We start from the raw sequence: 25542 nt of genomic DNA on the forward strand, positions 1-25542 counted from the left end.
CAAGCAGCACGGCGTCGGCTCCCCTGCTTTGGCGCAATCCAAACGTTGCAAAGGACCGGGGCCGATGTCGCAGCAGTAGGTGCGTGGTGGGGGGAGGGGCAGCAGCAGCGCCAACTCAGCCAAACTCGGCTTTACCGCTCGTGAGTGTGGAACGCTGCCACCCCTCCCCCCCCCCCTTACAGGGGTGCCGATCGTCGATATCGCTTCACCCGGCTGGCGATGATCCCGCCTGCAACGGCCAGCATCGGCACCGGATACAGGGCAAAAAGGTGCAGCACGCCAACCGTGGTCGCAACCGCCAGCAATTCCCGCGGTCTGGTCAAAACAGCAACGATTGCAGCCAGAATGATCGCCAGGGCAATCAGCTTCGCCACAGCAGCGAGAACGGCCAGCGCCAGACCGATCGTTAAAAAGGTACGCATCACGCCACCCTCCCCGCGTGTTCGATATACAGCAGGTCCCCGATCCAATCCCGGCGGACAGGATCAACGCCAGAGGCAAACCGGGAGAACCCCGCTGCATCGATAACATCGCGCTCGCTATCGTCTGGTTCGACGACAAGCACATGCGGCAGATCGTGCAGAAGATTATTGATGGTGGACAGGTTCATCATGGCAAATTCCTTTCAGACATAAAAAAAGCGCCCTTCGGTGAGGACGCTGTCGGGTTTGTCGGGCGCGAGGTTTCAGCCGTGCGGGACGGCATGTCCCCTGCAGATGGCTAGCAACTCTGGATCACATTCCGTGCTGTCGGGAATGAGCACGACGTGGCCGTGGCCATAGTCGTCTAGGACGAACACCGCTTCGTACCAGCCACCATCGGCAACAATGAACTCCCACTGTTCGAAAGGGCAACCGCGTGCTGTGTCCAGATCCTGCCTGCGGTCACCCGGCTGAAGGACGTAGAGGACAGCAAGCTGCTCCTCCTCCATCAGCGGCTGGTAACGTTTGAGGATAGATGACAAGCCGGGATCGCAGCCTGCCCTGAGAACGTGTGCAAGGCTCGCAGCCGTTGCGATAGTCAGCATCTCGTTTCTCCAAAAAAAGAAGCCCCCGGAAATCTTCCGAGGGCTTGGTGTAGGATTGGTGGCCGGGTCAGGCGCGTGGATCTGGTCCGTAGTCGTTATCGCCAGTGTCGCCCTGTACCAGCATGAAGCCAAGCACGATCAAGGCACCAAGGTAGGGTATGAGATTGATAGCTGCGAACCAGCCGGACTTGTTCTGATCGTGAAACCGCCGAACCAGCAGCGCGATGTATGGCACAAAAGCACCCAGCACGCCGATCACCAGCACCAAAACGGCCACCTTGCCCAGCATACCCAGCTGACCCAAATAGTCGGTATCGATGAACGCGATGGTCAACAGCCCAGCGAACACGACATTGATGGCCAGCAGGAACATCCAGAACTCCTTGCGGGTCGAGCGGCCATCGAACTGCGCGTACCGTTTGAGCGGTAGCAGCGCCCAGCCCAGATAGTCCTCTTCTGCGGGAAGCCCTGTGCCTGCCGCCCGCATCGTCATCGGCAACGCCTGGGGGCGTTTTGGCTGACCTTTCAACAGCCGTTCCTTGGCGGCAGCGAAATCCTCGGCAGTGATTACGCCTTCTTCTTTCAGCTTGTGCAGCTTCTCCAGATTACGGAGGGATTCATCGTCTATCATGGTGTGTCCTTTTGCATGGAAACAGGACCGCACCCGACCATCGGGCACGGCCGAACAGGCAGCGAGACACGCCGCTAAGGCTCTGGTCTGTGCATTGGCTTCCCCCCATTCGCTGAGGGGCAGACACTGGCTTCAACCCTTGCGCCGCCCCTATGTACCTCTCGGGAGCGACGGCCAAAGCCGGATGTTGGAAACCTGGCATACACACAGGCGCGCACACCTTTACCGTTACCGGCTGGACATACGTGTACGCCACCCGGCCCCAGAAATCTGGCGACCGAGTCGTGTATGCAGGGGTTTCCACGCCCCACCTTCTGGCTTTCACAGAAGGCTGGGCGACTTTGCCGTGGGATCAGTGCTTTCGCAAGGGACCTCGGGCCTGTTCATATAAGATGGCCCGTTTTGCGTGACTACAATGACGCTTGCGGCAAGCGACAGATCAGCAGTTTATAACAGGGCGAATGGGCCACGGATCGGCGCTAACTCGCAGACGGGTCACTTTCGCCCAAAACGATTTACCGCGCTATATCAACGGGATGCATCCCGAAATCGCGGGGTAGAGTGTGCTGGATATCCGCTTCTCTTTCGCGCACCCCGCTCCGGTGATTGCGACCGCCCGTGCAATGCCGGTCTACAGCCCCTCGATCGCATGGAGCTGGCTGCGGGCCTCCACGCCAGACGGGGTTCGCAGCGGATCGGATTTGATTAGAGGATTCCGGCCCACATCAGTCAGCGATTACAATGGCTTATATGCCATCCGAGTCAGTTTCGGGTCACACATCAGATTTGATTGAGAAGCTGCCACACCCCAAAATCACGCTTTTCCCTCACAACATCAACACCTTGCACCTGCGAAGCTTCGCGTACGGTGTGCCGATAAGTCACCCGTTTTCGGGTCGCGATCAGGTGAAGGGGCCTGAACGGGATTGGAGGACTTGCAGCGCCAGTCCAGCAGGTACCACCATGGCACCGTTTCCACGCCCATAGTGCCATCGGTGACGGGCGCAAAAACGATGTGCAGACAAACGATTATCGCACCCCAACCAACAGCAGGGTGCCATGACTTCTATCTTGCTTTATCGCCGTTTCCAGAAAGGAATCGGCGTTCGAACCAGTTAAGGAACCACCACATCAGGAAGCCATCGACGAGGGCAAATGGCAGAGAGATCAGGCCCGCGCGCAACTCCGGGAAATTGATTACCGCAATCGCGATTATATGTATCAGCGCGAGACCGGCAATAACCGACCAAAATCGCCAATCCGCTAAACTTTCTTTTCTAGTTTCCGATTTAGTCTGAATAATCGTCAGAAAAACGCCTAAAACTACAGCAGAAGCCAAAGCCTTCTCAGCATTAGAGACTAGATAGACAAAAATAAAAGCCGCTAAAACTGCCAATATGCCGATAAAGTTCCCTCTAAGAGACGACGCGCCTTTTCTACTCTTCGCCATGTCAGTTTCCTGACCTGCACTGATTGTAAGAATTAGCCGTCTTTGCAATATCATAAGCCGTTGAAGCTGTGAGTGCATACACTCCGATTCGACCAGCAATTGCGGAACCAGTCCCCCGCAAAAGTCCATTGGCTACAGCAGCTTGCTTGCCGGTGTAAGCAATAGTGCCCGACACCACAGCGTCGCCAGACCCACTGTTATCTATGGTAGCCCCTGCGATACCCGCAATACCCAGCGACGAGCCAACAACAGCCGAGGCAACTGAAGCTTCGGGTAAGAGCGCATTTGCGATCCAACCGGCAGTATCCAGCGCCAAACCAGTCTTGTTGTCCCATATCGCCGACCCTAGGCAACTAAGCCTTGATTTCGGCTGTTCCTTTTGCGGCTTTTCTTTAACTGTCAGCCGCAGACCGTTTCCGCCATAAATGCCCGACCCATTTACCAGAATACCACGAATAGAGCCAATAAATCCGCTAGGAACATACACGGTTAGTCTTTTTCCGCTTACAACAATAGGCGGGCCATCATCAGAGTTACACTCATCCCCACCCGAACCACCACCATCAGCAGCGGAAGTCGTGCTTGGGGTGTCCTCGCACGCCAGCCCCGTCGGATCGACAGCATTGACGGGATCGCCACCGACATAGTTGTACCAGTTCATGCCATCGGCATATCCGATGGGGTCGGTCTGCATGAACCGTCCGAGGGTGGGCGAGTACATGCGGGCCTTATAGTAGTACATGCCCAGTTCGGGAACCCATGCCTGCCCGGTGTACTGGAACCGCCCGGTGTTACCGCTGCCGGGGATGCCGTATTCGTCGTAGGTGTTGATCGCGATGCTGGCCCCCACATTGGTGTCGAGGGGGAGCTTGGTTGTTCACTGAAAGTCCTGCTGGATTAAGGCGACCCATAAAAGATGCCCAGATTTGCGCGTCAGCTATGCGCCCCACCTCAATCGTTCGGCGACCTCGTCGATGATCCCAAAAGCGGACTTTGTTATGTTGCCGACTGAAGGAAATTGTTGTTGGACATTCCAGCCGCGACGATTTCATCGGGAATTTGAGAAACTCCCAAGAGACAGTTTCCAGCTGTGTTACTAAGGCAGTCGCTAATGCGAGGATTGCTTGGGTGCCAGCGAAGAGTAACTTCCTCCGATGCCGTGGAACGAGATCCAAAGGCCCTGAGGAATTGGGGCGCGGCCCACGATCACCATCGTGAAGCCAGCCAAGGTATGGGTAGATTGGTCGACAATTTCCGAGATGCTCCGAATATCAGCTTGCGAAGGATGTGGCACGTTCTCGGGATGCGTGTGCCAATCTCCAACATAGTGTAGCCCGTCCTGAAAGAGGCGGTTGATTTCTGCACGTTCGACCTGACGATTGGCCCGAAATCCAAATCGGGATCGAAAATCAGTCGGCCGTGGCCCCGTGGCCAAAGTTATATTCCAGCGATCTCCGTCAATTCTTGCAAATAGTTGCCCGCCTGCTTCGCGGTCCCACCATCTGCGTTGGACGTTCGATGAAAAATGCTTGAGCACCGAAGCATCAATCCGAAGATTGATTTTTTGGGGGGCTATAAATTCCAACGATTGCTCAATGACATTCACAGAGCGCCCTCCCAGACCAAGTTCCAGCCATCAGCCTGCCTCCCATCCCAGGATCACCAACGTTGGCACAAAACCGGTCGGACCAGAAGCCGCCCGCTCCCTCCAGGGTGCCCGTCAAGCTAGTCCAAATACGCCATACCGGCGGAGAAGCCAGCCGTGCACCAATATCTATAGCCAGGGAGGCAACTAGGTTTTGACCAGCGGCGAGGTCCAACGCGCCGTAGGGAGAAGTTGGCCCAGCGCAGCGGGGATCGTTATCCTCTTCCCACCAATTTGCTGCGACTATATCTGGCTCGCCAGTGTTTCCGAAGCCACAGCGGAGGCACGGAGTTTTGCCCTGCAAGGCCAACGCATGAGCAGCTACAGCATTCCGTTCAAGCCAGCCATGGACGACCGGGCATCTCACAAGGCCTCGGCACTGCAAATCACTAAGTGCGGCTTCACTAGCCCAATCGCCCGTGACGCTAACGACTACATCAACCTGTTCGAATAGCTCAGGCTTCTTTTGGACCAACGTTCTCCAATCCTCGCCTAGGCCGACAACGCTTTCCAGATGCGGAAGCTGCATCAAAAGCTGAGATGCAAGAGCTTTCGCTTTGTTTTGCCCAACGCGCTGTGCACCTAGTTCATGCCGACCGATATTTTCCCAGCCCAAGAAATCTGGGTCGATTAACGTCAAATTGCTCACCCCTTGCTGAGCGAGAAGTCGTGCAACGCCGCTCCCGAGAGAGCCGCAGCCGATGATTGCAACTCTTAGATCGCGAGTGGAGGCTTGTTGAACCGTGGGAAGTCTGCTTTCAGCAGCACTTACTTGTGTTGTCATGACGCGATCTAGGGATATTCCGGCACCGACGATGGCGGGCGGTGCTCGGCCGGGTCGAAACCCTTTGACCACTTTTAAAGCGCTTGGCGTTCGCAGATGAAACGCTGCGGAGCCAGCCTTACCGGGAGCCGTTGGTCCAGCGATCATTATCACGCTGTTCCCGCCGGGAGGAGGCAGCAACTGATCCAGGTCTACTTCGGGCGACCTCAGATTTAGGAACTTTCTCAGCTGAGCGACCGTGGCTGGGTATTCCGATGGTACCGGAAGCGGGTCCAACCAAACCAGCAGCGAGGGTGCTGTTACCCCATTGAATGGCTTGCCCAGGAAATTCGAGATCCATCGTTCCAACTCCTCAGCGCCATCGGCCACAATCAATTGCGAGTTATAATAGGCCTGCGCCAGCGGTCGGGTTGGAGGCTCCAACTGAACGATAGTTTGTACGCGCAACTTCGACGTGCTGGATCTATGCCAATATGCTTGAAAATCGATCCGGAAGTCTTCGAGAAGCTCTCCTGCTCTAATGGCTGAAATCAAGTTCAACGCATCTTCAATGAAATACCGCACGACGCCCACTGGATCCAGATGATCAGTGGTGGTCCCAGAGCCCGCAACACAAAGACGCAGGTTCCGCTCAACATGCGGAGCATCCTTCGGCGCATCGGGTCCGAAGATAGCCGTTTTTGGCCGCGAATACGGAAATAGCCCATCGACGGCGATCAAAAGTGAGACGCCCTCACTGACCGGCAATTGCCACCCCGTACCTTCAAACTCGTGCTGCGCAATTTGCCACTGTTTCGCTCTCTCGGAAGCTGGGTATTGTTCCTTTATCCAAAGGTCGACAGCGGCGACTGCCGCATCGTGAGTGTCCGCGAAGGCTGCCACGTTATTTTGCGTAGGTGCCCCCGCCACTCTTGTTCACAGGCGATGCTGGCTCACCGCCTTTCCCGCCCTGTTCAGGAGGCTGTTGCGAAAACCAATCTGTATAGAAAACCTTGTCCCACGCGCTCATAGCCTGCTCGTGAGTACAACTGGCATCATCAAGTACCGCGAGGGTATTTACAGCTTCATCCAAGCGATCCTTGAAATGGTTCGAGCGAGGATCATCAGCCGATACCAAAAGCTCGTCCACGACCGGATGGGCGATCTCTTTTTTTGCAGCTAAACGGTTGGCAATCGCCTGCATTGTATCGCGAAGAGCCTCATCATCACGATTGAGTTTGGCGACAAAACATTCCTCAGCAAGTTTTGTGATTGCGAAGCCGCTCGGATTTTTGGATTTCCAAGACGCTCTGCTCTTACTAAACTTTTTTAGATAGCGGACGGTGCGTCGAAATTGGCCTTCGCCAAGATCAGGGCTGAGTTCCTTGTTCACCTTACGAAACCAGGTCGTAACGTTCTTGGCATCCGAGATGCGCCAATCAGGTCCCGCGAGTTCGTACGAATAGGTAACTTTCCCATCCCACGCACTCGTCGTCTCAATTCGGCGGTATGCAGGGACGTCTACATGATACCCAGCATCGTAATACACTCTAACGCAATTTTTTCGAACTTCCGGCTGCTTCTTAAACTTGTCGTCGGTGAGTGCATCACACACCATCTTGCGTACAGCTAAAGCCGACATTGGGGCGCCTTGAGCCCCCACAAGGTCCGTGGCCTTGAAGTAGGCTCCGTCATCGATATCGTAGTCAAGGTCCGGATCCTGAACCATCGTATGCATGGCATAGGACCCTTGAGTATGACAACCAATCGGCTGGGGATTTTCGTTCTTGGCGAGGCCTTTTTTAAGCCGATCCCGATTTGAATTACGGCGATTTTTCATCTCTGTGCGAGCTTTGCCCAGAATAGCGATCTGGTCACCGTGAAAGGCGAGCATTTGCTTTGATGAATTGAACATCTTTTCTATTCCCCCATAGCAGGCATTTGTTCAAACAAGGCTCTTATGAGTTTTCCGCTAGGATCGTTTGCAGCGTCGCACGCGCTTTTGGCTAGATTGACGTCCGCCCTGGCCTGATTGATTAACGCGGTCATGGCGGATTCGGACGTGTTATCTAGTTCTAGATACGGCACCATGTCGGGCTTTAGATCGCCCTTGGGAAAGCGAACTAAATCCACTTGCCGTCCCATTTTTGAGAATTCAGCTGCGAACATGCGGGCCATGTTATCAAACGCAAATTCTTGCGCGGCGATACTCAGTGAAGCCGCCTTTGCGCCAAGCTGCCAATCCACGTATCCTCTGTCCAAATCTGCCTTCTCGATATTTTCCCCATCCGGCCGGGGGTATGTGCCTAGGGCGAAGATTTCGAGAGGTCGATTTCCGTCCATCTTAATTGCGTCCAGCAAACCGACCAGGATCGGGTTGTTTGCCCAAAGACCGCCGTCTGCGAAAACGCGATAACCGCCCAATCCACCATTATCGTCAACCGCAGCTAACGAACGGAAAATGGGAGCTGCACTTGTGGCTAAGCAGGCGTCGACGAGAGTTGTGTCATCATCGCGAGTGCCGCCCCAATGCCCCGTTTTGAACACCCACGAGCGCTGTTGGCTCATTTCCACCGCCGGAATTGACAGAGCGATTCTTCGATCCTGATGGACGTCGCGAAAGGTCTTTTTGCCAAGAACCCCTTCAAGCGCCTCTTTCAGTGCAGTAGCTCCCGCTCGATTAATACCTGATCGTCGGGGAATCTGGAGCAGTATTGCGGCTTTACGTGCGGGAACTCGCTTCGGGAATATTTTAGGACCGTGCTCTCGATAAAGCTTCACGACTTCGGCCATAGGTTCGCCAATCGCCAACGCACAGCCAACAATGGCACCCGTGCTTGTTCCGACAATTAGGTCGAAGCCTTTGCCTAAGTCCAGGCTCGCGCATTTACGCTCTTTGGCGAAAAGATGCCCCAGTTCGTGCAGAAATGCCGCGGAGTAAATTCCCCGCATCCCGCCGCCGTCGATAGTTAGAACTCGAAGTGGCTTTTCCATGCGCCATCCCCCGCGACTAAATAAGGATCAATTTGGACGATTCAATTAGCCGCTACCTAGTCACTTCGCAAATGGACCCAAATAGCAGTCGTTCTTGTTTCCGCAGCCCCGCAGAACGAAAGGATTTCAGAAAAATCTTGGCAATGGCGCCGACCTATGTCGGGCTCGAGCGCGCCATTCGTTACTCCTTGCTGCGTTTCGCGCTAGCTAGGGGCTTGATAACTGAATGAAGGGCGGTTCGTATCCGTCCGTGGCTTTGGCGGCCGAGCAATTGGTTCGACTGAAGGTCTGCTCTTATGATTATCGCGCCCGATAGCGGACAGTCCGCTCCCGGCCCAGTTATGGCCCTTCATCTCACAGCTGGTCGCCCGTCAAAGCTGTAGTGGGATTGAGTTGGGTCCGAGCAATTTTCTTGCCCAAAGCGACCCAAACAGGACCCAAAGTGCATGACCAGCCCAACAGCCGTTCCGCTTAATTCACTCGATTTGCCTGCTGGAAGTGGTGGTGCCGCTTACGTGACTCGAACACGTGACCCCATCATTACGAATGATGTGCTCTACCAACTGAGCTAAAGCGGCACAGGGTCCGCCCCATAGTAGGGAGGAATATGCGCTGCAACGGAATTTGCCGTTACAGGAAATGGAGGCCCGAGCCGGAATCGAACCGGCGTATACGGATTTGCAGTCCGCTGCGTCACCACTCCGCCATCGGGCCTCGCGCCCCTTGCTCTCGCAGGGGAAGCGGCCCCCTAGCGCCTCATGCGCTGCAAGGCAATCGCTTGTCTGCACTTCCTGCTCTTCGGACTGGCGCTTTATCTCAGATTCAGTATTGAATCGAAACTATGAGCTTCAAGAATCTGATAGACGCCATCGCTGTCGATCACTCCGTCGTTATTCTCCCGGACGCCGATCAGTGGATGCAGGGCAGAACGTTGTTTGGCGGCGCATCGGCTGCACTCGCGCTGGCTGCAGCGCGGAAGGCGTTGCCAGATTTGCCGCCATTTCGCGCCGCGCAAGTCGGGTTTGTAGCGCCAGTCGGTGCAGAGATGTCATTTCAGGTAGAAATCGTACGCGCCGGGCGAAATGTCACACAGGTTCGCAGCGATATTTTGTGTTCAGGGTCGCTGGCGTTCACATCACTGATGCTGTTCGGTGAGGAACGGGATGCCAACGCCTTGCATCCCGCACGCAGAGCAGAACCCTGGCCTGGCCCACCGGAAGAGGCAGAGCCGCTCGTCAATTCCGTAGGGCCAGCGTTTTTTGTCAACAATCTGGAGATTCGCCGCGCGCAGGATCAACGCGGACCGGGCGAACCAATCGTGCGGCGCTGGGTCCGGCTGAAGGATCGCAGCGGGCTTGATGCAGTTACGGAGGCAATCGTTCTTGGCGATGCACTGCCTCCCGGTTCGATGAGAGCGATGCAGCGTCAGGGCCCGCTCAGCTCAATCAACTGGAGCTTCAACCTGCTCAATCCCGCAGCGACAACCCGCGATGGCTGGTATCTTGCGGAAACAGCAAGCGATCATGCCGATCACGGTTATTCGAGTGAGCGGTTGCGCCTGTGGAATGCCGATGGCGAACAGATACTTGCGGGGATGCAGGCGGCAGCGATCTTCGGATAAAAGCGCGCCTGCCCGATCAGATGGGAACTGGGCATGGCGCTACCCCTCAAACGTCTTCGTAGCTGGCGCGCCTCTTCTCCATTCCCGCCATAACTGCCTCGATCTGATTTTTGGAACGCATCAATGGGTGTTGTTCGAGGCTTTCGTCCATCAGCAGGCTGTCTGTCGATTTGTCCGGCATGGCATTGGCAATTCGCTTCGCCGCACGGATCGCATGGGGGCTGCGATCGGCAATTGTGCGCGCGATGGCGAATGCACGCGCCAGCGGGTCGGTGTCGATATGCGTGGCCAGCCCCAGTTCCAACGCCTCCGCACCGGTAAACTCGCAATTGGTATAAATCAGTTCGCGCAGCACATCGTCGCGCACCAGACCGCGCCACAGGGCATATCCGGCCATATCCGGCACCAGACCCCATTTCATCTCCATAATCGCCATCCGGGTGTCTGGCGCGACGATGCGGATGTCGGCCCCACTGGCAATCTGCAATCCGCCACCGAAGCAAACGCCATGCACTGCCGCGACAACCGGTACGGCAAGTTTGCGCCACTGCATGGCAACCTGCTGAAACTTGTTGGCATTGCCAAACGTGCGTTCGGTCAGCGGCGGTTCGCCTGTACGAGAGTGGGAAAAGCTGGTGAGATCGAGCCCCGCGCAGAACGCGCGCCCTTCCCCGGATAAAACAACCGCGCGCAATCCCTTAGCATCATGCAGCGCACTACCGGCAGCGATGATCTGTTCGAACATATCTGGATCGAGCGCATTCATCTTGTCCGCGCGGATCAGCCGAACATGCGCCACGCCATCGGCATCCAGAGTAACCGCTACCCGGTCGTTTTCACGAAATTGCATGACGGTCATCCTGTGCTGCGCCTTGCCAGTTCGGAGGAACCTCGCGCATGGCGGCAGCCAAGTCCAGTAGCAAACTGCAATTGGTCAGATACACCCCGCCAAACGCATACTCAAAACGCGCGTTCTGGTGACAATCAAATGGTCGATCAGCGTTATTTCAAGAGGTTGGCACACAGCCTCCAGTCGCCGGGTTTCCACGATATCGACTTCGCTTGGATAGCATTCGCCTGACGGATGATTATGGGCCAGCAACAGACCGGATGCCTCCAAAGCGAGTGCACGGGCGATCAGCGGCCGGGTTCGGGCAACGATCTGGCCCCTGCTCCCCTCTGCAATCAGCGCATCCCCCAGATATCCTTGCTGATGATCGCAGAATACCACGAACAGCCGCTCGTCCGTCTGGCCACCGATGCTTGCCCGCAAATGCTGGTGCAGCACAGGGTCGGCCGCATCGATCCTGCTCGATATCAGACGCTCTCGATATGCACTGTCGACCAGTTGTCGGGCGGCGGCAATCGCCCGACATGCCTCATCGTAGCCACCCGCCACTTCACGTAGCTGAGACGAACTGGCCGATAGAATCCGCTCCAGCGAACCGAAGCCCGCAATCAGCCGTTCGGCCAGTTGGATGGAATCGTCGCCCGCAAACGGCTCGAAGAGTTCCGCCACGCGCGATATGTCCCGTATTTGCGAACGCGGCGGTGATGGTTCCATATGCCCAGAGCCAGAATGACGATCTGACAATATGATGGCCCCACATAGAGCACCACATAAGCCAGTGCGGCCGTCCCCTGCGCCAGATCTTTCGCCAGGTGAGCAGTTGCTGCCAGCACCTGAAACGCCGCAAACCACAGCGGATACACCCGATTGGCCGTCAGAGCGACCGCCACCGAAACGATCAGCGCGACCCCATCGAGTATCGCATTGGCCGTATCGAGTTGAGAAAGATCGCTCCACTGACCAAGAAACCAGTTCGCTATCGGGAATGCGATTGAAAACCAGAGCAGGACTCCGGCCAACACGCGTTCAGGCCCGCCTCCATATCGCCACGCCGCAATGGCGAGAATGGCGAACAGGCCGAACTGGAACCAATATCTGAATTCACCGGAAGCAAACCACACCTCTCCTCACTATATCGAGTCAGGATGCAACGGAAGCGCGGATGTCAGTGGCGATCGCATGGGCTTCGATCGGGGTATCAAGGCTGCCATCGCTACCCATCTTCTCCCGCGCGACTTTGCTCAGTTCATCGTGGACCCGTAGGAGATTGGTCGACAGCGACAGAGCCTGCTGTTCGGCATGGATCAAACGCATCAGTGCGCGCTGCCCGGTATCGACCTCGGTATCGGAACGAAGCCGGGCGAGAATCATGGCCTGCTTGAGGCGAGCACAGGCAACCATCGCTTCATCGCTGACGGCTTCCGCTTCGCGCATCAGTTTGCGGATATTAAGCGCCTCATCATGCGTTTTGTCAGTCATTTATAACTCCAGCGGAAAGCATCCGCTGAAGCTCAGTCAGCCGATGCCGAAACTTTCGACGGAGTGACCACAATCCCCTTCAACGCCTCGCTCAAAGAGAGAGTTGCCGTCACCATCAAGACCACTGCGGCGACGATACCGAATGCGATTCCGATGATGACGGCGAGGCGTATCAAGACAGCATTGTCGCCATCCAGCACCCCGGGCACTACCTGCGGTTCCTCATACTTCTTCCACGGCGCCTCGATCGCAATTGGCGCTGCATCGGAAAGAACGAATTCCCCAGGTGCGACCCGGCTTCCTTGATCGAGTCCATCATCGCTTTTCGGAACCTGAGAATTTCTCCATGCAGAATTTCTGCAGGGTTGATCCGACAGCAAATTCGTTTGATTGCTGGCACTTACGGCTGTGCGCGAAGCCTCACCCCGCCATGCTTCCACCAGTTCGCCAAGGCTGGCGACACCGTAGATTTCCTTCAATGCGCGGACATGCTGGTTAACCCGCGATTCGGAAATCCCCAGCTCAGCCGCCACCGCCTTGAGCGGCAGGCGCCGATCAATGCCTTCCAGAACAGCGATCTGCCGTTCGGTCAGTTGGGGTTTATCCTCGTCAGCCATCATACTTCGCATCGTCACCGAGGCCCAGTATAGGTGTCGAGCACGCACACGGCAAACGTCCCGCAAATCGCTTCACGGAACGTTGCCCTGCACATTACGCAGCCGAGCTGTTGATCCCAAGCGACTGGAAATACCGCTTCACATTGCGCGCCGCCTGGCGGAGCCGCTGTTCGTTCTCGACCATCGCGATGCGAACATAGCCCTCGCCATCTTCGCCATACCCGACACCGGGGGCCACCGCGACTTCGGCATGGGTCAGCAACTGTTTGGAAAACTCCAGGCTTCCCATGTCTTTAACGGCAGGCGGCAGAGGTGCCCACGCGAACATGCTGGCGGGCGGCGGCGGGATATCCCACCCTGCCCGGCCGAACGCCTCCACCATGACATCGCGCCGTTTATGATAGAGCTGGCGGTTCTTCTCCACGATGTCCTGCGGGCCGTTGAGAGCGGCACAGGCCGCTGCCTGAATCGGCGTGAAGGCACCGTAATCCAAGTAAGATTTCACCCGCGTCATCGCGGCGATCAGATTGCGATTGCCAACGGCGAAACCCATGCGCCAGCCCGCCATCGAATAGGTTTTGGAGAGCGAAGTGAACTCCACCGCGACATCCTTCGCCCCTTTGACCTGCATGATCGAAGGGGTTGGATTCCCATCATAATATAGCTCGGAATAGGCGAGGTCCGACAGGATCCAGACCTTGTTTTCCTTCGCCCAGGCAACCAGCCGTTCGTAAAAAGCAAGGTCGACTACCTCGGCTGTCGGATTGGAGGGATAGTTCACCACCAGCACGCTGGGCCGCGGCACGGTGAAGTGCATCGCCTTGTCCAGACTGCGCCAATAGTGTTCGTCGGGCGTCGTCGGGACCGAGCGGATCGTCGCGCCTGCGATAATAAACCCAAATGTATGAATGGGATAGCTTGGGTTCGGCGCCAGCACCACATCGCCCGGTGCGGTGATCGCGGTGGCGAGGCTGGCCAGCCCTTCCTTCGACCCCATCGTCACCACGACTTCGGTTTCGGAGTCGAGTTCGACGCCGAAACGATTGCCGTAATAATTGGCCTGAGCGCGGCGGAGGCCGGGTATTCCCTTCGACTGGGAATAGCCGTGCGCGTCGGGCTTTTTCGCCACTTCGCACAGTTTATCAATCACATGCTGGGGCGGCGGCAAGTCGGGATTGCCCATGCCGAGGTCGATAATATCCTTGCCCGCCGCTCGCGCGGCCGCTCGCATCCCGTTCACTTCGGCGATGACATAAGGCGGCAGTCGCTTGATGCGGTAGAATTCGTCGTCCATCTTTCCCTGGCTTGGTTCGAGGCCGTGGCACTGCGCCACCGGCTGTTTAAGGCCTTAGGGGATATTTCGTTTCCGCGAAACAGCAGATCATGCCAAGATTGTTGCGCCCGATGCAGGCCAAAGTGCAGGAGCGAGAGAGACGATGCCGGAAGACACCCCCAGCCCCAGCGCCCAGTTCGCCGCTCTGATGGACGCGCAAGGCGAAGCGATGCGTGAGTTCTGGAGCCAGTTTGACACCATCTTTGACACTAAAAGTGCGCCGCAACCCATTCAAAACTGGAATGAAATGTCCGAGTGGACCGACAATGCCCGGCATATTCACGCAATGTGGCTGGAATTTATAGCGGAGAAGACGGACAACACCGGTGCTTTCACCTCTCCGCTCGATCCGGCGCAGTTCATGATGCTTTCGCAAGGCTGGACCAAGGCCGCGCCGTTCGATTCCAGGGCCGCGCAAAAGTTCGCGGAAGACAGCCTGAAGCTGTGGCAAAGTGTGCTGGGTCTGAATGCCACCGATGATGCAGAGGCCAGCGCGGCGGAGCTTCCGCGCAAGGATCGCCGGTTTAACGATCCGGCATGGCGCAACCATCCGGCCTATGCCCTGCTGCACCAGACCTATCTGATGCTGTCGGACTATTTCGTGTCGACCGCCGAGCATGTCGAAGGGGTCGATGCGGAAAAGCAGGAGCAACTGGCCTTCGCGACGAAGGCGCTGGCCGATGCGATGAGCCCGGACAATTTCCTGCTGACCAATCCCGTGGTTCTGCAACGCACGATCGAATCGAAGGGGGAGAACCTCGTTCGCGGGATGCGCCATCTGATCGACGATCTGAAGCGCGGCCAGCTGACTCACACCGATTCAAACGCGTTTCGACTGGGCGAGAATATAGCCACCACTCCGGGCAAAGTGGTGTTCGAAACACCGATGTACCAGTTGATCCAGTACACCCCCACGACGGACACTGTGCTGGATGTGCCGCTGGTGATTTTCCCGCCGTGGATCAACCGGTTCTATATCCTCGACCTGACTCCGAAGAAGAGCTTCATCAAATGGGCGCTGGATCAGGGGATCAGTGTTTTCGTGGTCAGCTGGAAATCGGCCGATGCATCGATGAAAGATGTGGTGTGGGACGATTACATCCGCAGCCAGATCGAAGCGATCGACCATATTCGCCAAAGGCTGGATGTGCCCGCTGTCCACGCAATCGGCTATTGCGTTGCCGGCACCACGCTGGCGGCGACGCTGGCGATCCTCGCCCGCCGCGGCGAAGCGGACAAAGTGAAGAGCGCCACGTTCTTCACCGCACAGGTCGATTTCGAAAAGGCGGGCGAACTGAAAAGCTTTATCGACGACAGCCAGCTCGAAATGATCGGCCAGCTATCGCCTGAGGGGTATCTCGACGGGCGCTATCTGGCGGCGACGTTCAACCTGCTGCGCGGCCGCGATCTGATCTGGAACTATGTCGTCAACAATTACCTGCTGGGCGAGGAATATCCGGCATTCGACCTGCTCCACTGGAATGGCGACGTCACCAATCTGCCGGCCCGGTGGCACCACGAATATCTGCGCGATCTCTATCGCGACAACAAGATGGTGGTGCCCGATGCGCTGGAGGCGGATGGCACCCCGATCGATCTGACCCGCATCGAAACCCCGGTCTATATTCAGGCCGGTCGCGAAGACCACATCGCCCCGGCGGAAAGCGTCTGGCGCATAACCCGCCATGTGAAGGGCGATGCGGTGTTCCTGCTCGCCGGGTCGGGCCATATCGCCGGGGTGGTCAACCCGCCCGCCGCTAACAAGTACCAGTACTGGATCGGCGACAGCGCGGCCCCGACCCTCGAAAAATTTATCGAAGGGGCGCAGGAACATCCGGGGAGCTGGTGGCCGCACTGGCTGGGGTGGTTGCAGGAACAGGATGCCACGCAAGTGGCCGCCAAAGGAAAGCGCATCCCCGGCAAAACCAAAAAAGACCCCGTGATCGAAGACGCCCCCGGCCGCTACGTCAAAACACGCTGATACCGGCCGCATATAACTGGCCCCATATAGCCCGTGCGACGAGGCGTTCTCCGCTCATGTTGCACTGCACAAATATTCCTTGACTTCGCGCTTGCGAAGCCTATTTTGTGCAGTGCAACATAGGAGCGTAAACCGATGGCCGATGCCAGCGATCCGAAAACTGTAGAGCTGAAAGCCGACGCATCTGCCGAGAAGGCATATGCAGAAGCAACCAGTGGCACCGCAACCGCGAAGGCAGCGCCGCCTGAGGTAGTAGCACCTAAGGCAGCGGCAAAACCGGCACCGGTGAAGGCAGCACCTGCCAAGGCTCCGGCGAAAAAGCCGGTCGCCCGCAAAGCGGCGGCCAAACGCCCGGAAAAGGTTGCCGCGAAGAAGGCCGCCCCTGCCAAGCCAGCCCCGGCTCAAAAGGTTGCAGCGCCGAAGAAGGCCGCAGCTCCGAAAAATACCAAGACCGCCACCGCACCAGAATTCAAGGATACCATCATGACCAAGACCGCAGATTTCACCAAGACCATCAAAAACGCCGCCAGCGACCTGCAGGAAAAGGCCAAGACCGCCTTTGAAAAGAGCAAGTCCTATGCCGGCGAAATGACCGAATTCAGCAAGGGCAATGTCGAAGCTGCCGTCGAATCGGGCAAGATCCTGAGCAGCGGCATGCAGGACATGGCGCGCGGCGAAATCGAAGCGGCCAAGGGCGCTTTCGAAACCGCCACTGCCGACATGAAGGAATTCGCCGCGGTGAAGAGCCCGACCGACCTGTTCAAGCTGCAAGGCGAACTGGCCCGTCGCAACTTCGACGCGATGGTTGCTCACATGTCGAAGAACGCCGAAGCTTCGATGAAGCTGGCCAACGAAGCCTTCGCGCCGATTTCGAGCCGGATGAGCATCGCTGCCGAAAAGTTCACCAAGGCAGCCTGACACGAATTCTCCCGCCGCCGACTCTCTCCTCTCCAGTAAAAGCGGCAGGATCATCGCGGGCCGGACGGTACATCACCGTCCGGCCCGTTTCGTTTCAGCACCAGTCGCCATTCAGCCCTGACGGCCTGCAAATTGCGATTGGTCCTGGCTGCGCGTTTTATCCGCGTTGTTTTAGCTGGCGCGTGTTTGGATGGATTTAACCGTTTCGCGGCATCTTTCCGGCATGACGGAGTTCCCGTATTGAGAGTCTCGTCTTGCCCTCCGCCAATCGCATACGATATTGCAGCCATGATGATTGCTTCGCACTACTCTGCCCTGCCCCAACCTGTCCGCGCAGCGGAAGATGACGACGCACACGATGGCGAAGGCCAGATCGGCATCGCCACCAAGGCCAGGGCCAAACCCAAAAAGCCGAGCCAGTACAAAGTGCTGATGCTCAATGACGATTACACCCCGATGGAATTCGTGGTGATCGTGCTGAAACGGTTTTTCAAAATGGATCTGGAACAGGCGACGCGGATAATGCTCCACGTTCACCAGCGCGGCGTGGGCGTGTGCGGGGTTTTCCCGTATGAAGTGGCGGAAACCAAGGTCAATCAGGTGATGGATTTCGCACGGGAAAATCAGCACCCGCTGCAATGTACGCTGGAAAAGGCCTGATCGCCCGATCCCCGTTCGGAAGGGGGCTGCTGTTTTGGGGGCATGACCTGCCGCAAATTTCCCGCTAGGGCAGCTTGCATCTGACAACCGGACCCCTGATCGCTTGCTCAAGTTTCTTCCTGCTATCGACCGTTATATCCTGCGGCTCACGCTTGTGCCGATGCTCGGCGTGTTCGTGCTGGCGGCATCGCTGCTGACGCTCGATCAGATGCTGAGCCTGTTCGATTTCGTCGGTGCCCAGGGCGGCCCGGTGGGGATCGTCTTCAAAATGCTGGCTGCGCTGCTGCCCGAATATGCCAGTCTGGCGATACCGCTGGGCCTGCTGCTCGGCGTGTTGCTGGCGTTCCGTAAGCTGGCCACCACCAGCGAACTGGACGTGATGCGCGCGGTCGGCCTCAGCTATGGCCGGTTGCTGCGGGTGCCCTATGCCATTGCCGTGCTGCTGGTGGGGGTCAACACCGCGCTGGTGTTCTATATCCAGCCGATGAGCCAGTATTACTATGCCCGGCTCGACTACGAACTGCGCTCCGGCGCGCTGGGCGCATCGATCAAGGTCGGTGAATTCACTACGCTGAAAGATCGCATGGCGCTCCGCATCGAAAAGAGCGAGGACGACGGGCGCCGTCTGGTGGGAATCTTCGCGCGCATCGCCGATGGCAAGGGCGAAGTGCTGTCGATCTCCGCCCGCGAAGGGCGCTTTCTGGCGACGAGCGACAATCCCAACACGATCATCCTGCGGCTGACCGATGGCACCATCGTGCAGGACAGCGCCGGCAAACCGGGCCGCGTGCTCAGCTTCACCAAACAGGATTTGCCGATCGACCTTCCTGCAGTGGAAGCGTTCCGCAAACGCGGAGAGGGGGAGAGCGAATATATCCTGCCCGAACTGCTGCGGATCGGGTGGAACGGCGCCACGCCCGAACCGGCGCGCGATGCCAGTCAGGCCAGTTTCAATTATCGCATGGTCGAAGTGGTCATGATGATGCTGATGCCCTTACTGGCGGTCGCGCTGGCGATTCCACCCAAGCGATCGAGCAGCGCGCTGGGCGTGTTCGTGTCCATCGTGATGGTCGTCGCCTATCACAAGATCAACCAGTACGGGCACGATTTCGCGACAATGGGGCGGGTCGATCCGATACTGGCATTGTGGGGACCATTCGTGCTGTTCGGCGCGCTGATCGTGTGGATGTATTACCGCGTGGCCTATGTGCCCGGCGGGCAGGCGATCGGGGCGCTGGAAACCGTGTTCGCCAAACTGTCGAAGCGCCTTGGCAAACTGTTCAGCAGGCGGCGCAAACTGGCCGGACACCTGCAAGCGACTCCGGCGGAATAACGCGATGCAACTCGATTTCTTCCCCAGCAGAACGCTGACCGGCTATCTGGCCAAGATGTTCATCGTGCGGATCATCGCCGTGCTGGTAATGCTGGTGATGGTGCTGCTGATGCTCGACCTGCTGTCGAACAGCGGCAAAGTGCTGGCTGCACCCGGCAACGGGCAGGCCGAAGTGCTGACGTATGTCAGCTTGCGCGCGCCGCAACTGATCGCGCGGTTCCTGCCCTACTCCGTCCTGCTGGCGTCGATCCTGACACTGGCGACGCTCAACCAGAACAGCGAAGTGATCGCGATGAAGGCCGCAGGTCTTTCCGCGCATCAGGTGCTGGCGCCGCTGCTGCTGACTGCGCTGGTGACATCGGGGCTCAGCTTCGCATTCAACGAACGGGTGCTGACCCGCGCCAACGCCACGCTGTCGGCCTGGCAAGCCAACGATTACGCCAAAATGCCCACTGCATCGGGGGCGAAGGCCAATGTTTACGTCACCGATGGCACCAATATCCTCTATGCCGCGAATGCCAGCGGCACCGGCGCGGCCATGCGGCTGGAAGGCGTGACCTATTACCAGCGCGCGCCCAGCGGGGCGATTGCCACAGAGACACGGGCCGCCAGCGCCACATACGCCAGCCCCGGCTGGAAGCTGACCGATGCCACCCGTTTCGAAGTGGCCACCGCCGAAACCACCCGTCAGCCCTCTGTCGTACTGGGGCAGGATCTGACACCCGAACAGATCGAGCTGGGCAGCGTGAACCCCGACGGGCAATCGCTGATGGAACTGTCCCGCTCGATCGCCGATTACCGCGAAGCCGGGCGCCGCACTGCCGAGCTGGAGGCGAAGTGGTGGCACAAGATTTCCGGCCCGCTGTCCGCTGCGCTGATGCCCTTGCTGGGCGCGGTCGCCGCATTCGGGCTGGCGCGGTCGGGCCAGCTTTTCCTGCGCGCGATCATCGGCATGGCGCTGGGCTTCGCCTATTTCGTGGTCGACAATGCCGCGCTGGCGATGGGCAATTTCGGCGGATACCCGCCATTCCTGGCTGCGTGGGCACCGTTCATGCTGTTCCTGCTGATCGGTGAAACAGTGCTGATCCGTACAGAGGAATAGCCCGCGCGCTCCATAGCGAGCGGCGCGCCTCAGGCGGGGCAGCACAGCCAGACAGGCAGAGGTGCAGCGGCCTGATCTTGTACTCGCCTGCGTTGTCTCCTCGGCAGAGCTAAGCTGAGCTGAACTCGGCACGGCCTGCCCGGCCCGCTCTCTTCCGGCAATACCGTGCCTGCGGGCGGCTGGCGGCGACAGCCCTTGCCGCGCAGCCAGTTATTCCGCCGACTTAGCCCGGCTATGGCGCCGCTATGGCGCGCGGCTTACGCGGACTTGTCGGTGTTCCGCGCGCGCATCGTGCTCGCGGCGATCCGCCCGACCAGCGGGATCATCCCGGTATAGTTCGCCTGAAGATACGTCGAATCCGCGCCCAGATGCGCCGACAGCCGCCGATGCGCCTCGCCCAGCGAGTGATAGGGCATCGATGGCAGCAGGTGGTGCAGCGCGTGAAACCGCAGCCCCACCGGCGCCCACATCGCCGCGGCAATGCCCGGCGGCGGCACGTTGACCGAATCGAGATACTGCGCGGTCACCGTCATCGGCTCGCCCTGATTCTCCCACAAATGCGCCACCAGCGTGCGAAGCTGGTTGAGCACCGCGACCACGGAAAACACCGCCAATGCCACCAGCAAGGGCCGCCAGCCAAGCAGCGGAATGCTGGCGAACAGCGCCAGTGCCCAGATCGACGCGCCTGTTTCCAGCAGGATATACCAGCGCCGCTTCGATTCCGCAGGCGGGCGGCGGCGATAATCGGGGTTGATCGCCAACGTCGAAAACCGTTCCCAGTTCATCTTGCGGATCGCCGGGAAAATCAGCCCCAGCGGCGCGAGAATCCCGAACCGGATCATCAGCGCAGGCGGTGCCAGCAAGGCGATCAGCAGGAACACCGGCAGGCTCCACGGTTTCATCAGCGCCAGCGGCAGATATTCCGGGTCTTCCGGGGTGCCATATTTGGTCCGCGAATGGTGGATGGTGTGCCCGTCTTCATACATGAACGACGGGGTCAGCATCGGAATGCCGACCAGCAGATTCCACACAGAGCGGAAACCGGGCAGCGCATCGCGATGCATGTGTGAGATTTCGTGAATGAACAGCAGCGCGCGATACAGTGCCTGCACCGCCACCAGCCCCAGCAGAATCGCCAGCCATGTCTTGTCGGTCAGGATCGCCCCGGCCAGCGCGGCATAGCCGATCAACGCAGAACCGAGCATGTCGGGCCAGTAGATCCCCGGCTTGGCTGTATGCAGGTCGCGCGTCAGATCGACTGCGGCGCGCAACAGCACCTTGTCGTCCGGGAGGCGCGTGCGGTCAATCGCCGCATCTGTTGCGGTTTGAGCTTCCTGCCCGGAGTAGGCGGTGGAGTGACTGGCGGGTTGAGTGGCGTTCATTATCTGCTTTTCCGAAACGATGACACGCCTTACTGCGCCCCTTTCGGGGTGGCGCGCTATGGCATAGGTCAAATCGCAGCTACCCCGCAGCTATGGAACACACAATGAACGAGGCTGCTGCTGTGTCTGACCGACAGATAGAAGTGATCCCTGTCACGAACAAGCGCGAGCGCACGGATTTTGTCGATCTCAGTTATCGGATTCATGCCGACGATCCGCATTGGGTGCCCCCGCTGCGGATGGAAGCGATGGAGCTGGTCACCCCCGGCAAGAACCCGTTTTTCGACCACGCCGATGTGCAGCATTTTCTGGCGAAAGAAGGCGGCCGCACGGTCGGGCGCATTTCCGCGCATATCGATCATCTGGCGATCGCTCAGCCGCCGGAACAGGGCATGGGGCCGGGCGTCGGCAACTGGGGCCTGTTCGAAGCGGAAGACGAAACAATCGCCGCCCGCCTGATCGCGACGGCAGAAAAATGGCTGCGCGACAAGGGGATGAACCGCGTTCTTGCTCCGCTGTCGATGTCCGTATGGGAAGAACCGGGGCAACTGGTGGTCGGCCACGATCACTCGCCCACGGTGATGATGGGGCACCAGCCCGCCCGCTATCGCGACTGGTTCGAAGCGCTTGGCTATACCAGGGCCAAATCGCTTTATACTTACGAACTGGATATTACGCAGGAATTCCCCCCGCTGATCCAGCGCATCGTTTCTTCGGGCGAGAAGAATGCGAAAATCCGCATCCGTAACGTCGATAAATCGAAATTCGACGAAGAAGCGCGCCTGATCCTCGATATTCTCAACGATGCATGGTCGGATAACTGGGGCTTCGTGCCGTTCACCGACGCCGAAATCGCCTATGCCGGCAAGAAATTCAAACCCATCGTCCGCGAAGACCTCATCATGGTCGCCGAATACGAAGGGGAGCCGGTGGCATTCATGATGACGCTGCCCGATCTCAACGAAGTGCTGAAACCGATGAAGGGCAAACTGTTCCCCTTCAACTGGATCAAGTTGCTGACATGGCTACGCAAGCCGCAGGTCCGCACGATGCGGGTGCCGCTGATGGGGGTCCGCAAGCGCCTGCAATCCTCCCGCCTTGCCAGCCAGCTGGCGTTTATGATGATCGAATATATCCGCCGCAACGCGATTGAAAAATATGGCTCGACACGCGGGGAAATCGGCTGGATCCTCGACGATAATCAGGGAATGGTCGCTATTGCCGAAGCGATCGACAGCCATGTGAATCGGGAATACGTGATCTATCAGAAAGGGCTGTAAGCGCGATTGCTTCAGGGCGGTGACGCAACGAAGGGCGCGCACATTATCAGCCCCACCGTCACCCCGGCCCCAGAGCCGGGGTCCAGCTTCTGCTGGCTCCACGCCGGAAGAATAGCCGGGCCGCCGGATAAAGTCGGGGGCGACGTGGGTGATTGGCGCCCCCACCTCTCGTCATTGCGAGAAGCCGCAGGCGATCTGGCAATCCATAGACCATCCCTCGCCCCCTCACAGCCGCCGCGATGGGCGGGAACGTGGGGTGGAAGATGGTCACACGAAGGCGCGAAGGCACGAAGTGGGTTTGGTTCTTGGGTGGGGTCGCACTGCCAATGGTTGGCCGTTACTATCGCACATCAACCATCCCTCGTCATTGCGAGGAGCGTAAGCGACGAGGCAATCCATGGAACGCACGTTGCCTCAGCTTAAACCGATGCTGTGGACGGAGACGTCAGGCCATGGATTGCTTCACTGCGTTCTCAATGACGAGCAGGAAGGTGGACGCTGGAGAGATCCGGTATGAAAGCCCCACCGTCACCCCGGCCCCAGAGCCGGGGTGCAGCTTCTGCTGGCTCCACGCCGGAAGAATAGCGCGCCCCCCGGATCAAATCCGCCGCCCCCTCGTCATTGCGAGGAGCCGCAGGCGACGCGGCAATCCATGACCCTACCTCACCATTATTACAACCGGCGCGAAGGGCGGATCGCGGCGAACCGACAATCGCCACTCACATTGCCCACTAAGCGCCTCTATTCGTGGTATTTGTGCCACGCGGCGACGCAATTCTGCGGGACGCGGGAACGGTGTTCTGCCACCTGTCGTTCGCTTCATATGATCGCCCCGGCTTTTCCGTCCGGTGGCGCGATGAGGAAAACGCGCAGGTGGCAACCCAAGGGGTGAAATCTTATAATCGGTCCAAAGCGGCTGCCGCGCCGCCAATCGGTATCGTGCTGGTGGTGGAAGACGACGCTATTCTGGCGCTGAATATCGAGGAAACCCTGCTCGGCGCAGGCGCGACACGGGTTATTCAATGCAATTCGTCTGACGATGCGCTGGCAGCATTACGCACGCATCGACCGGACGCCATGATACTGGATGTGCATCTGTCGGATCGCGACGATGGCTGGGCGCTGGCCGAACTCGTCAGTTCGGTCGGGCCGAAACCGCCGCGGATCGTATTTTCCACTGGTGCCCCGCAAGATATCCCGGCCAACATCGCCGAACTGGGACCGGTGCTGGAAAAACCCTATGCGCCCGAGGATTTGCTCGCCGCGATCCAAACGCGCCCCGGTGCAACCGGGCTGTTCTCCCGCTTGAAAAGCGTATTGCGCTAAAGCGAATTCGCGCTGGCCCCGCTCCCGCAGCGCGCACTGCCCGCTACACCGCTCTTTGTCTCCGAAACTTCGCCAAACCCACCCGTTTCGCCGGGCCATAAAAAAGGCCTCCGCTCGCATTCGAGCGGAGGCCCTTCGGGATCGTATCACCAGCCGCTTGGACGGGAGGGGGGGTCTCGGCGGTGACATAAGGGAAATGCACCGACCGAAAACCGGTTCCCCGCAGAATCGCATTTTTCAGATTTTTTTGATTCACCGCAATTCGGCGGCGCAATGGGAGGTGTGCGGGGGCCTTCGCGGGATGCCCTCTCAACCCCTTCAAATAAAGGGCCGCATTTGCATTCGGCGCCCTTCGAACTGCGCGAAGTCGCTGGTGCGTTCCATATCGGGCACGGCGATCCGGCCATTGCGCCAGTCGACCAGTTTTTCGCTCCGCAGCCATTGCAGCGTGCGGTTCACATGCACCAGCGACAGGCCGAGCATTTCTGCCACTTGCGTCTGCGTGATCGGCAGTTCGAGGCTGTTGTCCCGCCGGGCGATTCCGCTCGCCTGTGCGCGGTCCACCATCCACACCGCCAGATTGGCGATCCGTTCGCGGGCGTTACGCTGGCCGAGCGAGACGATGTGTTCTTCCAGCTCGGTTTCTTCCTTCGCCGCCATCCACACGATGTCGTATCCCAGCCGCGGATGCGAGCGGATCAGCGTGGGGAAATCGACGCGATGGAATTCGCACAGCCGCGCCGGCAGGATCGCTTCCACCGAATGGCTGCGCGGATCGTCGAACGCACCCTGCAGTCCGACCAGATCGCCGGGGAACATCAGGTTGACGATTTGCCGCCGTCCATCGTCCAGCGTGCGGACCCGCATCAGCACCCCTTCCAGCACCGTGAACAACTCGCTCCCGTCGCTACCCTGTTCGAACACTGTATCGCCGCGCTCGACCATGCGTTCGCCGCGTTTGATCGACTGCATGGTTTCGACTTGTTCGGGGCTGAGCGCACGGAGACATTGTGCCAGTTGCAGCGGGCATTCGCTACACCGCGTCTGTTGAGACGATCCCACCCTTAACCCCCATTGCAAAAAGCAGAAAATGCCACCACTTCACGTGCGGTGGCAGCGGTCTGTCCTCTCGCTGCCAGCTTGTCAATTC

Annotated in this window: 26 protein-coding genes and 2 tRNA genes; 8 read left to right on the top strand and 20 right to left on the bottom strand. The window is 58.5% G+C overall.

From position 1 onward, the window contains the following. Nucleotides 1-176 precede the first annotated feature (176 nt). The 12 genes from CV013_RS00005 to CV013_RS00060 all read right to left on the bottom strand — a co-directional run bounded on the left by CV013_RS00005 (nt 177) and on the right by CV013_RS00060 (nt 9224). Nucleotides 177-422, bottom strand: a complete 246-nt coding sequence (locus CV013_RS00005) for a hypothetical protein (protein ID WP_102153233.1) — start codon at nt 420-422, stop codon at nt 177-179. Continuing rightward, on the bottom strand, nt 422-613 hold the full coding sequence (locus CV013_RS00010; RefSeq protein WP_102153234.1) for a hypothetical protein: 192 nt from the start codon (nt 611-613) through the stop codon (nt 422-424). The genes CV013_RS00005 and CV013_RS00010 overlap by 1 nt, the downstream gene beginning before the upstream one ends. A gap of 72 nt (nt 614-685) precedes the next feature. Further along, on the bottom strand, nt 686-1027 hold the full coding sequence (locus CV013_RS00015) for a hypothetical protein (protein ID WP_102153235.1): 342 nt from the start codon (nt 1025-1027) through the stop codon (nt 686-688). A gap of 67 nt (nt 1028-1094) precedes the next feature. Then, entirely contained in the window at nt 1095-1658 is a 564-nt protein-coding gene (locus CV013_RS00020; protein ID WP_109862127.1) for a DUF805 domain-containing protein, read from the bottom strand. Nucleotides 1659-2724: 1066 nt separating this feature from the next. After that, complete coding sequence (locus CV013_RS00025; protein ID WP_102153236.1) at nt 2725-3108, bottom strand: hypothetical protein; 384 nt, start codon at nt 3106-3108, stop codon at nt 2725-2727. A gap of 1 nt (nt 3109) precedes the next feature. Further along, complete coding sequence (locus CV013_RS00030; protein ID WP_198591811.1) at nt 3110-3958, bottom strand: RHS repeat-associated core domain-containing protein; 849 nt, start codon at nt 3956-3958, stop codon at nt 3110-3112. A gap of 258 nt (nt 3959-4216) precedes the next feature. Continuing rightward, nucleotides 4217-4714: a Mov34/MPN/PAD-1 family protein gene (locus tag CV013_RS00035; RefSeq protein ID WP_157935711.1), complete on the bottom strand. Its 498-nt coding sequence runs from the start codon at nt 4712-4714 to the stop codon at nt 4217-4219. After that, on the bottom strand, nt 4701-6419 hold the full coding sequence (locus CV013_RS00040) for a ThiF family adenylyltransferase (protein ID WP_190276559.1): 1719 nt from the start codon (nt 6417-6419) through the stop codon (nt 4701-4703). Before CV013_RS00040 ends, CV013_RS00035 begins: the two co-directional genes overlap by 14 nt. A gap of 1 nt (nt 6420) precedes the next feature. After that, nucleotides 6421-7431: a cyclic GMP-AMP synthase DncV-like nucleotidyltransferase gene (locus CV013_RS00045; protein ID WP_102153239.1), complete on the bottom strand. Its 1011-nt coding sequence runs from the start codon at nt 7429-7431 to the stop codon at nt 6421-6423. Nucleotides 7432-7436: 5 nt separating this feature from the next. After that, a complete protein-coding gene (locus tag CV013_RS00050; RefSeq protein WP_102153240.1) occupies nt 7437-8510 on the bottom strand; it encodes a patatin-like phospholipase family protein in 1074 nt (357 codons plus the stop codon). A gap of 502 nt (nt 8511-9012) precedes the next feature. Next, nucleotides 9013-9088, bottom strand: a tRNA-Thr gene (locus tag CV013_RS00055). A gap of 62 nt (nt 9089-9150) precedes the next feature. After that, nucleotides 9151-9224, bottom strand: a tRNA-Cys gene (locus CV013_RS00060). Between the two features lie 127 nt (nt 9225-9351). On the opposite strand from CV013_RS00060, the gene CV013_RS00065 reads away from it, so the two are divergent. Continuing rightward, a complete protein-coding gene (locus tag CV013_RS00065) occupies nt 9352-10131 on the top strand; it encodes an acyl-CoA thioesterase (RefSeq protein WP_102153241.1) in 780 nt (259 codons plus the stop codon). Between the two features lie 46 nt (nt 10132-10177). Here CV013_RS00065 and CV013_RS00070 read toward each other — a convergent pair whose 3' ends face one another. The 6 genes from CV013_RS00070 to CV013_RS00095 all read right to left on the bottom strand — a co-directional run bounded on the left by CV013_RS00070 (nt 10178) and on the right by CV013_RS00095 (nt 14371). Then, nucleotides 10178-10981, bottom strand: a complete 804-nt coding sequence (locus tag CV013_RS00070) for a crotonase/enoyl-CoA hydratase family protein (RefSeq protein ID WP_102153535.1) — start codon at nt 10979-10981, stop codon at nt 10178-10180. 84 nt (nt 10982-11065) lie between these two features. Beyond that, nucleotides 11066-11650 (bottom strand): JAB domain-containing protein, encoded by a 585-nt coding sequence (locus CV013_RS00075; RefSeq protein WP_157935712.1) that lies wholly within the window; start codon nt 11648-11650, stop codon nt 11066-11068. Beyond that, nucleotides 11590-12102 (bottom strand): hypothetical protein, encoded by a 513-nt coding sequence (locus tag CV013_RS00080; protein WP_102153243.1) that lies wholly within the window; start codon nt 12100-12102, stop codon nt 11590-11592. The genes CV013_RS00075 and CV013_RS00080 overlap by 61 nt, the downstream gene beginning before the upstream one ends. Nucleotides 12103-12121: 19 nt before the next feature. Further along, nucleotides 12122-12460 (bottom strand): hypothetical protein, encoded by a 339-nt coding sequence (locus CV013_RS00085; protein WP_102153244.1) that lies wholly within the window; start codon nt 12458-12460, stop codon nt 12122-12124. Between the two features lie 32 nt (nt 12461-12492). Further along, nucleotides 12493-13089, bottom strand: coding sequence for a LuxR C-terminal-related transcriptional regulator (locus CV013_RS00090; RefSeq protein WP_232806546.1), 597 nt, complete (start codon nt 13087-13089; stop codon nt 12493-12495). Nucleotides 13090-13171: 82 nt separating this feature from the next. After that, entirely contained in the window at nt 13172-14371 is a 1200-nt protein-coding gene (locus CV013_RS00095; RefSeq protein ID WP_102153245.1) for an LL-diaminopimelate aminotransferase, read from the bottom strand. A gap of 142 nt (nt 14372-14513) precedes the next feature. Between CV013_RS00095 and CV013_RS00100 the strand changes: the two genes are divergently transcribed. The 5 genes from CV013_RS00100 (at nt 14514) to lptG (ending at nt 20404) form a co-directional block, all read left to right on the top strand. After that, on the top strand, nt 14514-16391 hold the full coding sequence (locus tag CV013_RS00100; RefSeq protein WP_102153246.1) for a PHA/PHB synthase family protein: 1878 nt from the start codon (nt 14514-14516) through the stop codon (nt 16389-16391). Nucleotides 16392-16526: 135 nt separating this feature from the next. After that, nucleotides 16527-17309: a phasin family protein gene (locus CV013_RS00105; RefSeq protein ID WP_102153247.1), complete on the top strand. Its 783-nt coding sequence runs from the start codon at nt 16527-16529 to the stop codon at nt 17307-17309. A 288-nt stretch (nt 17310-17597) separates the two neighbouring features. Then, the gene (gene clpS, locus CV013_RS00110; RefSeq protein ID WP_223805377.1) at nt 17598-17969 is read left to right on the top strand and encodes an ATP-dependent Clp protease adapter ClpS; all 372 of its coding nucleotides are present in this window, start codon (nt 17598-17600) and stop codon (nt 17967-17969) included. 103 nt (nt 17970-18072) lie between these two features. Then, nucleotides 18073-19302 (top strand): LptF/LptG family permease, encoded by a 1230-nt coding sequence (locus CV013_RS00115; protein WP_102153248.1) that lies wholly within the window; start codon nt 18073-18075, stop codon nt 19300-19302. 4 nt (nt 19303-19306) lie between these two features. Continuing rightward, nucleotides 19307-20404, top strand: coding sequence for an LPS export ABC transporter permease LptG (gene lptG, locus CV013_RS00120; protein WP_102153249.1), 1098 nt, complete (start codon nt 19307-19309; stop codon nt 20402-20404). 257 nt (nt 20405-20661) lie between these two features. On the opposite strand, the gene CV013_RS00125 is transcribed toward lptG, so the two are convergent. Further along, on the bottom strand, nt 20662-21786 hold the full coding sequence (locus tag CV013_RS00125) for a fatty acid desaturase family protein (RefSeq protein ID WP_102153250.1): 1125 nt from the start codon (nt 21784-21786) through the stop codon (nt 20662-20664). Between the two features lie 122 nt (nt 21787-21908). Between CV013_RS00125 and CV013_RS00130 the strand changes: the two genes are divergently transcribed. Together CV013_RS00130 and CV013_RS00135 are read left to right on the top strand one after the other, a co-directional pair. Beyond that, nucleotides 21909-23066, top strand: a complete 1158-nt coding sequence (locus CV013_RS00130) for a GNAT family protein (RefSeq protein ID WP_190276568.1) — start codon at nt 21909-21911, stop codon at nt 23064-23066. A 747-nt stretch (nt 23067-23813) separates the two neighbouring features. Continuing rightward, nucleotides 23814-24392, top strand: a complete 579-nt coding sequence (locus tag CV013_RS00135) for a response regulator (RefSeq protein WP_223805376.1) — start codon at nt 23814-23816, stop codon at nt 24390-24392. Between the two features lie 318 nt (nt 24393-24710). Here CV013_RS00135 and CV013_RS00140 read toward each other — a convergent pair whose 3' ends face one another. Further along, nucleotides 24711-25454, bottom strand: coding sequence for a Crp/Fnr family transcriptional regulator (locus CV013_RS00140; protein WP_123639995.1), 744 nt, complete (start codon nt 25452-25454; stop codon nt 24711-24713). Between the last annotated feature and the right edge of the window lie 88 nt (nt 25455-25542).

It is taken from the genome of Tsuneonella flava (assembly GCF_002870965.1).
Classification (GTDB): domain Bacteria; phylum Pseudomonadota; class Alphaproteobacteria; order Sphingomonadales; family Sphingomonadaceae; genus Tsuneonella; species Tsuneonella flava.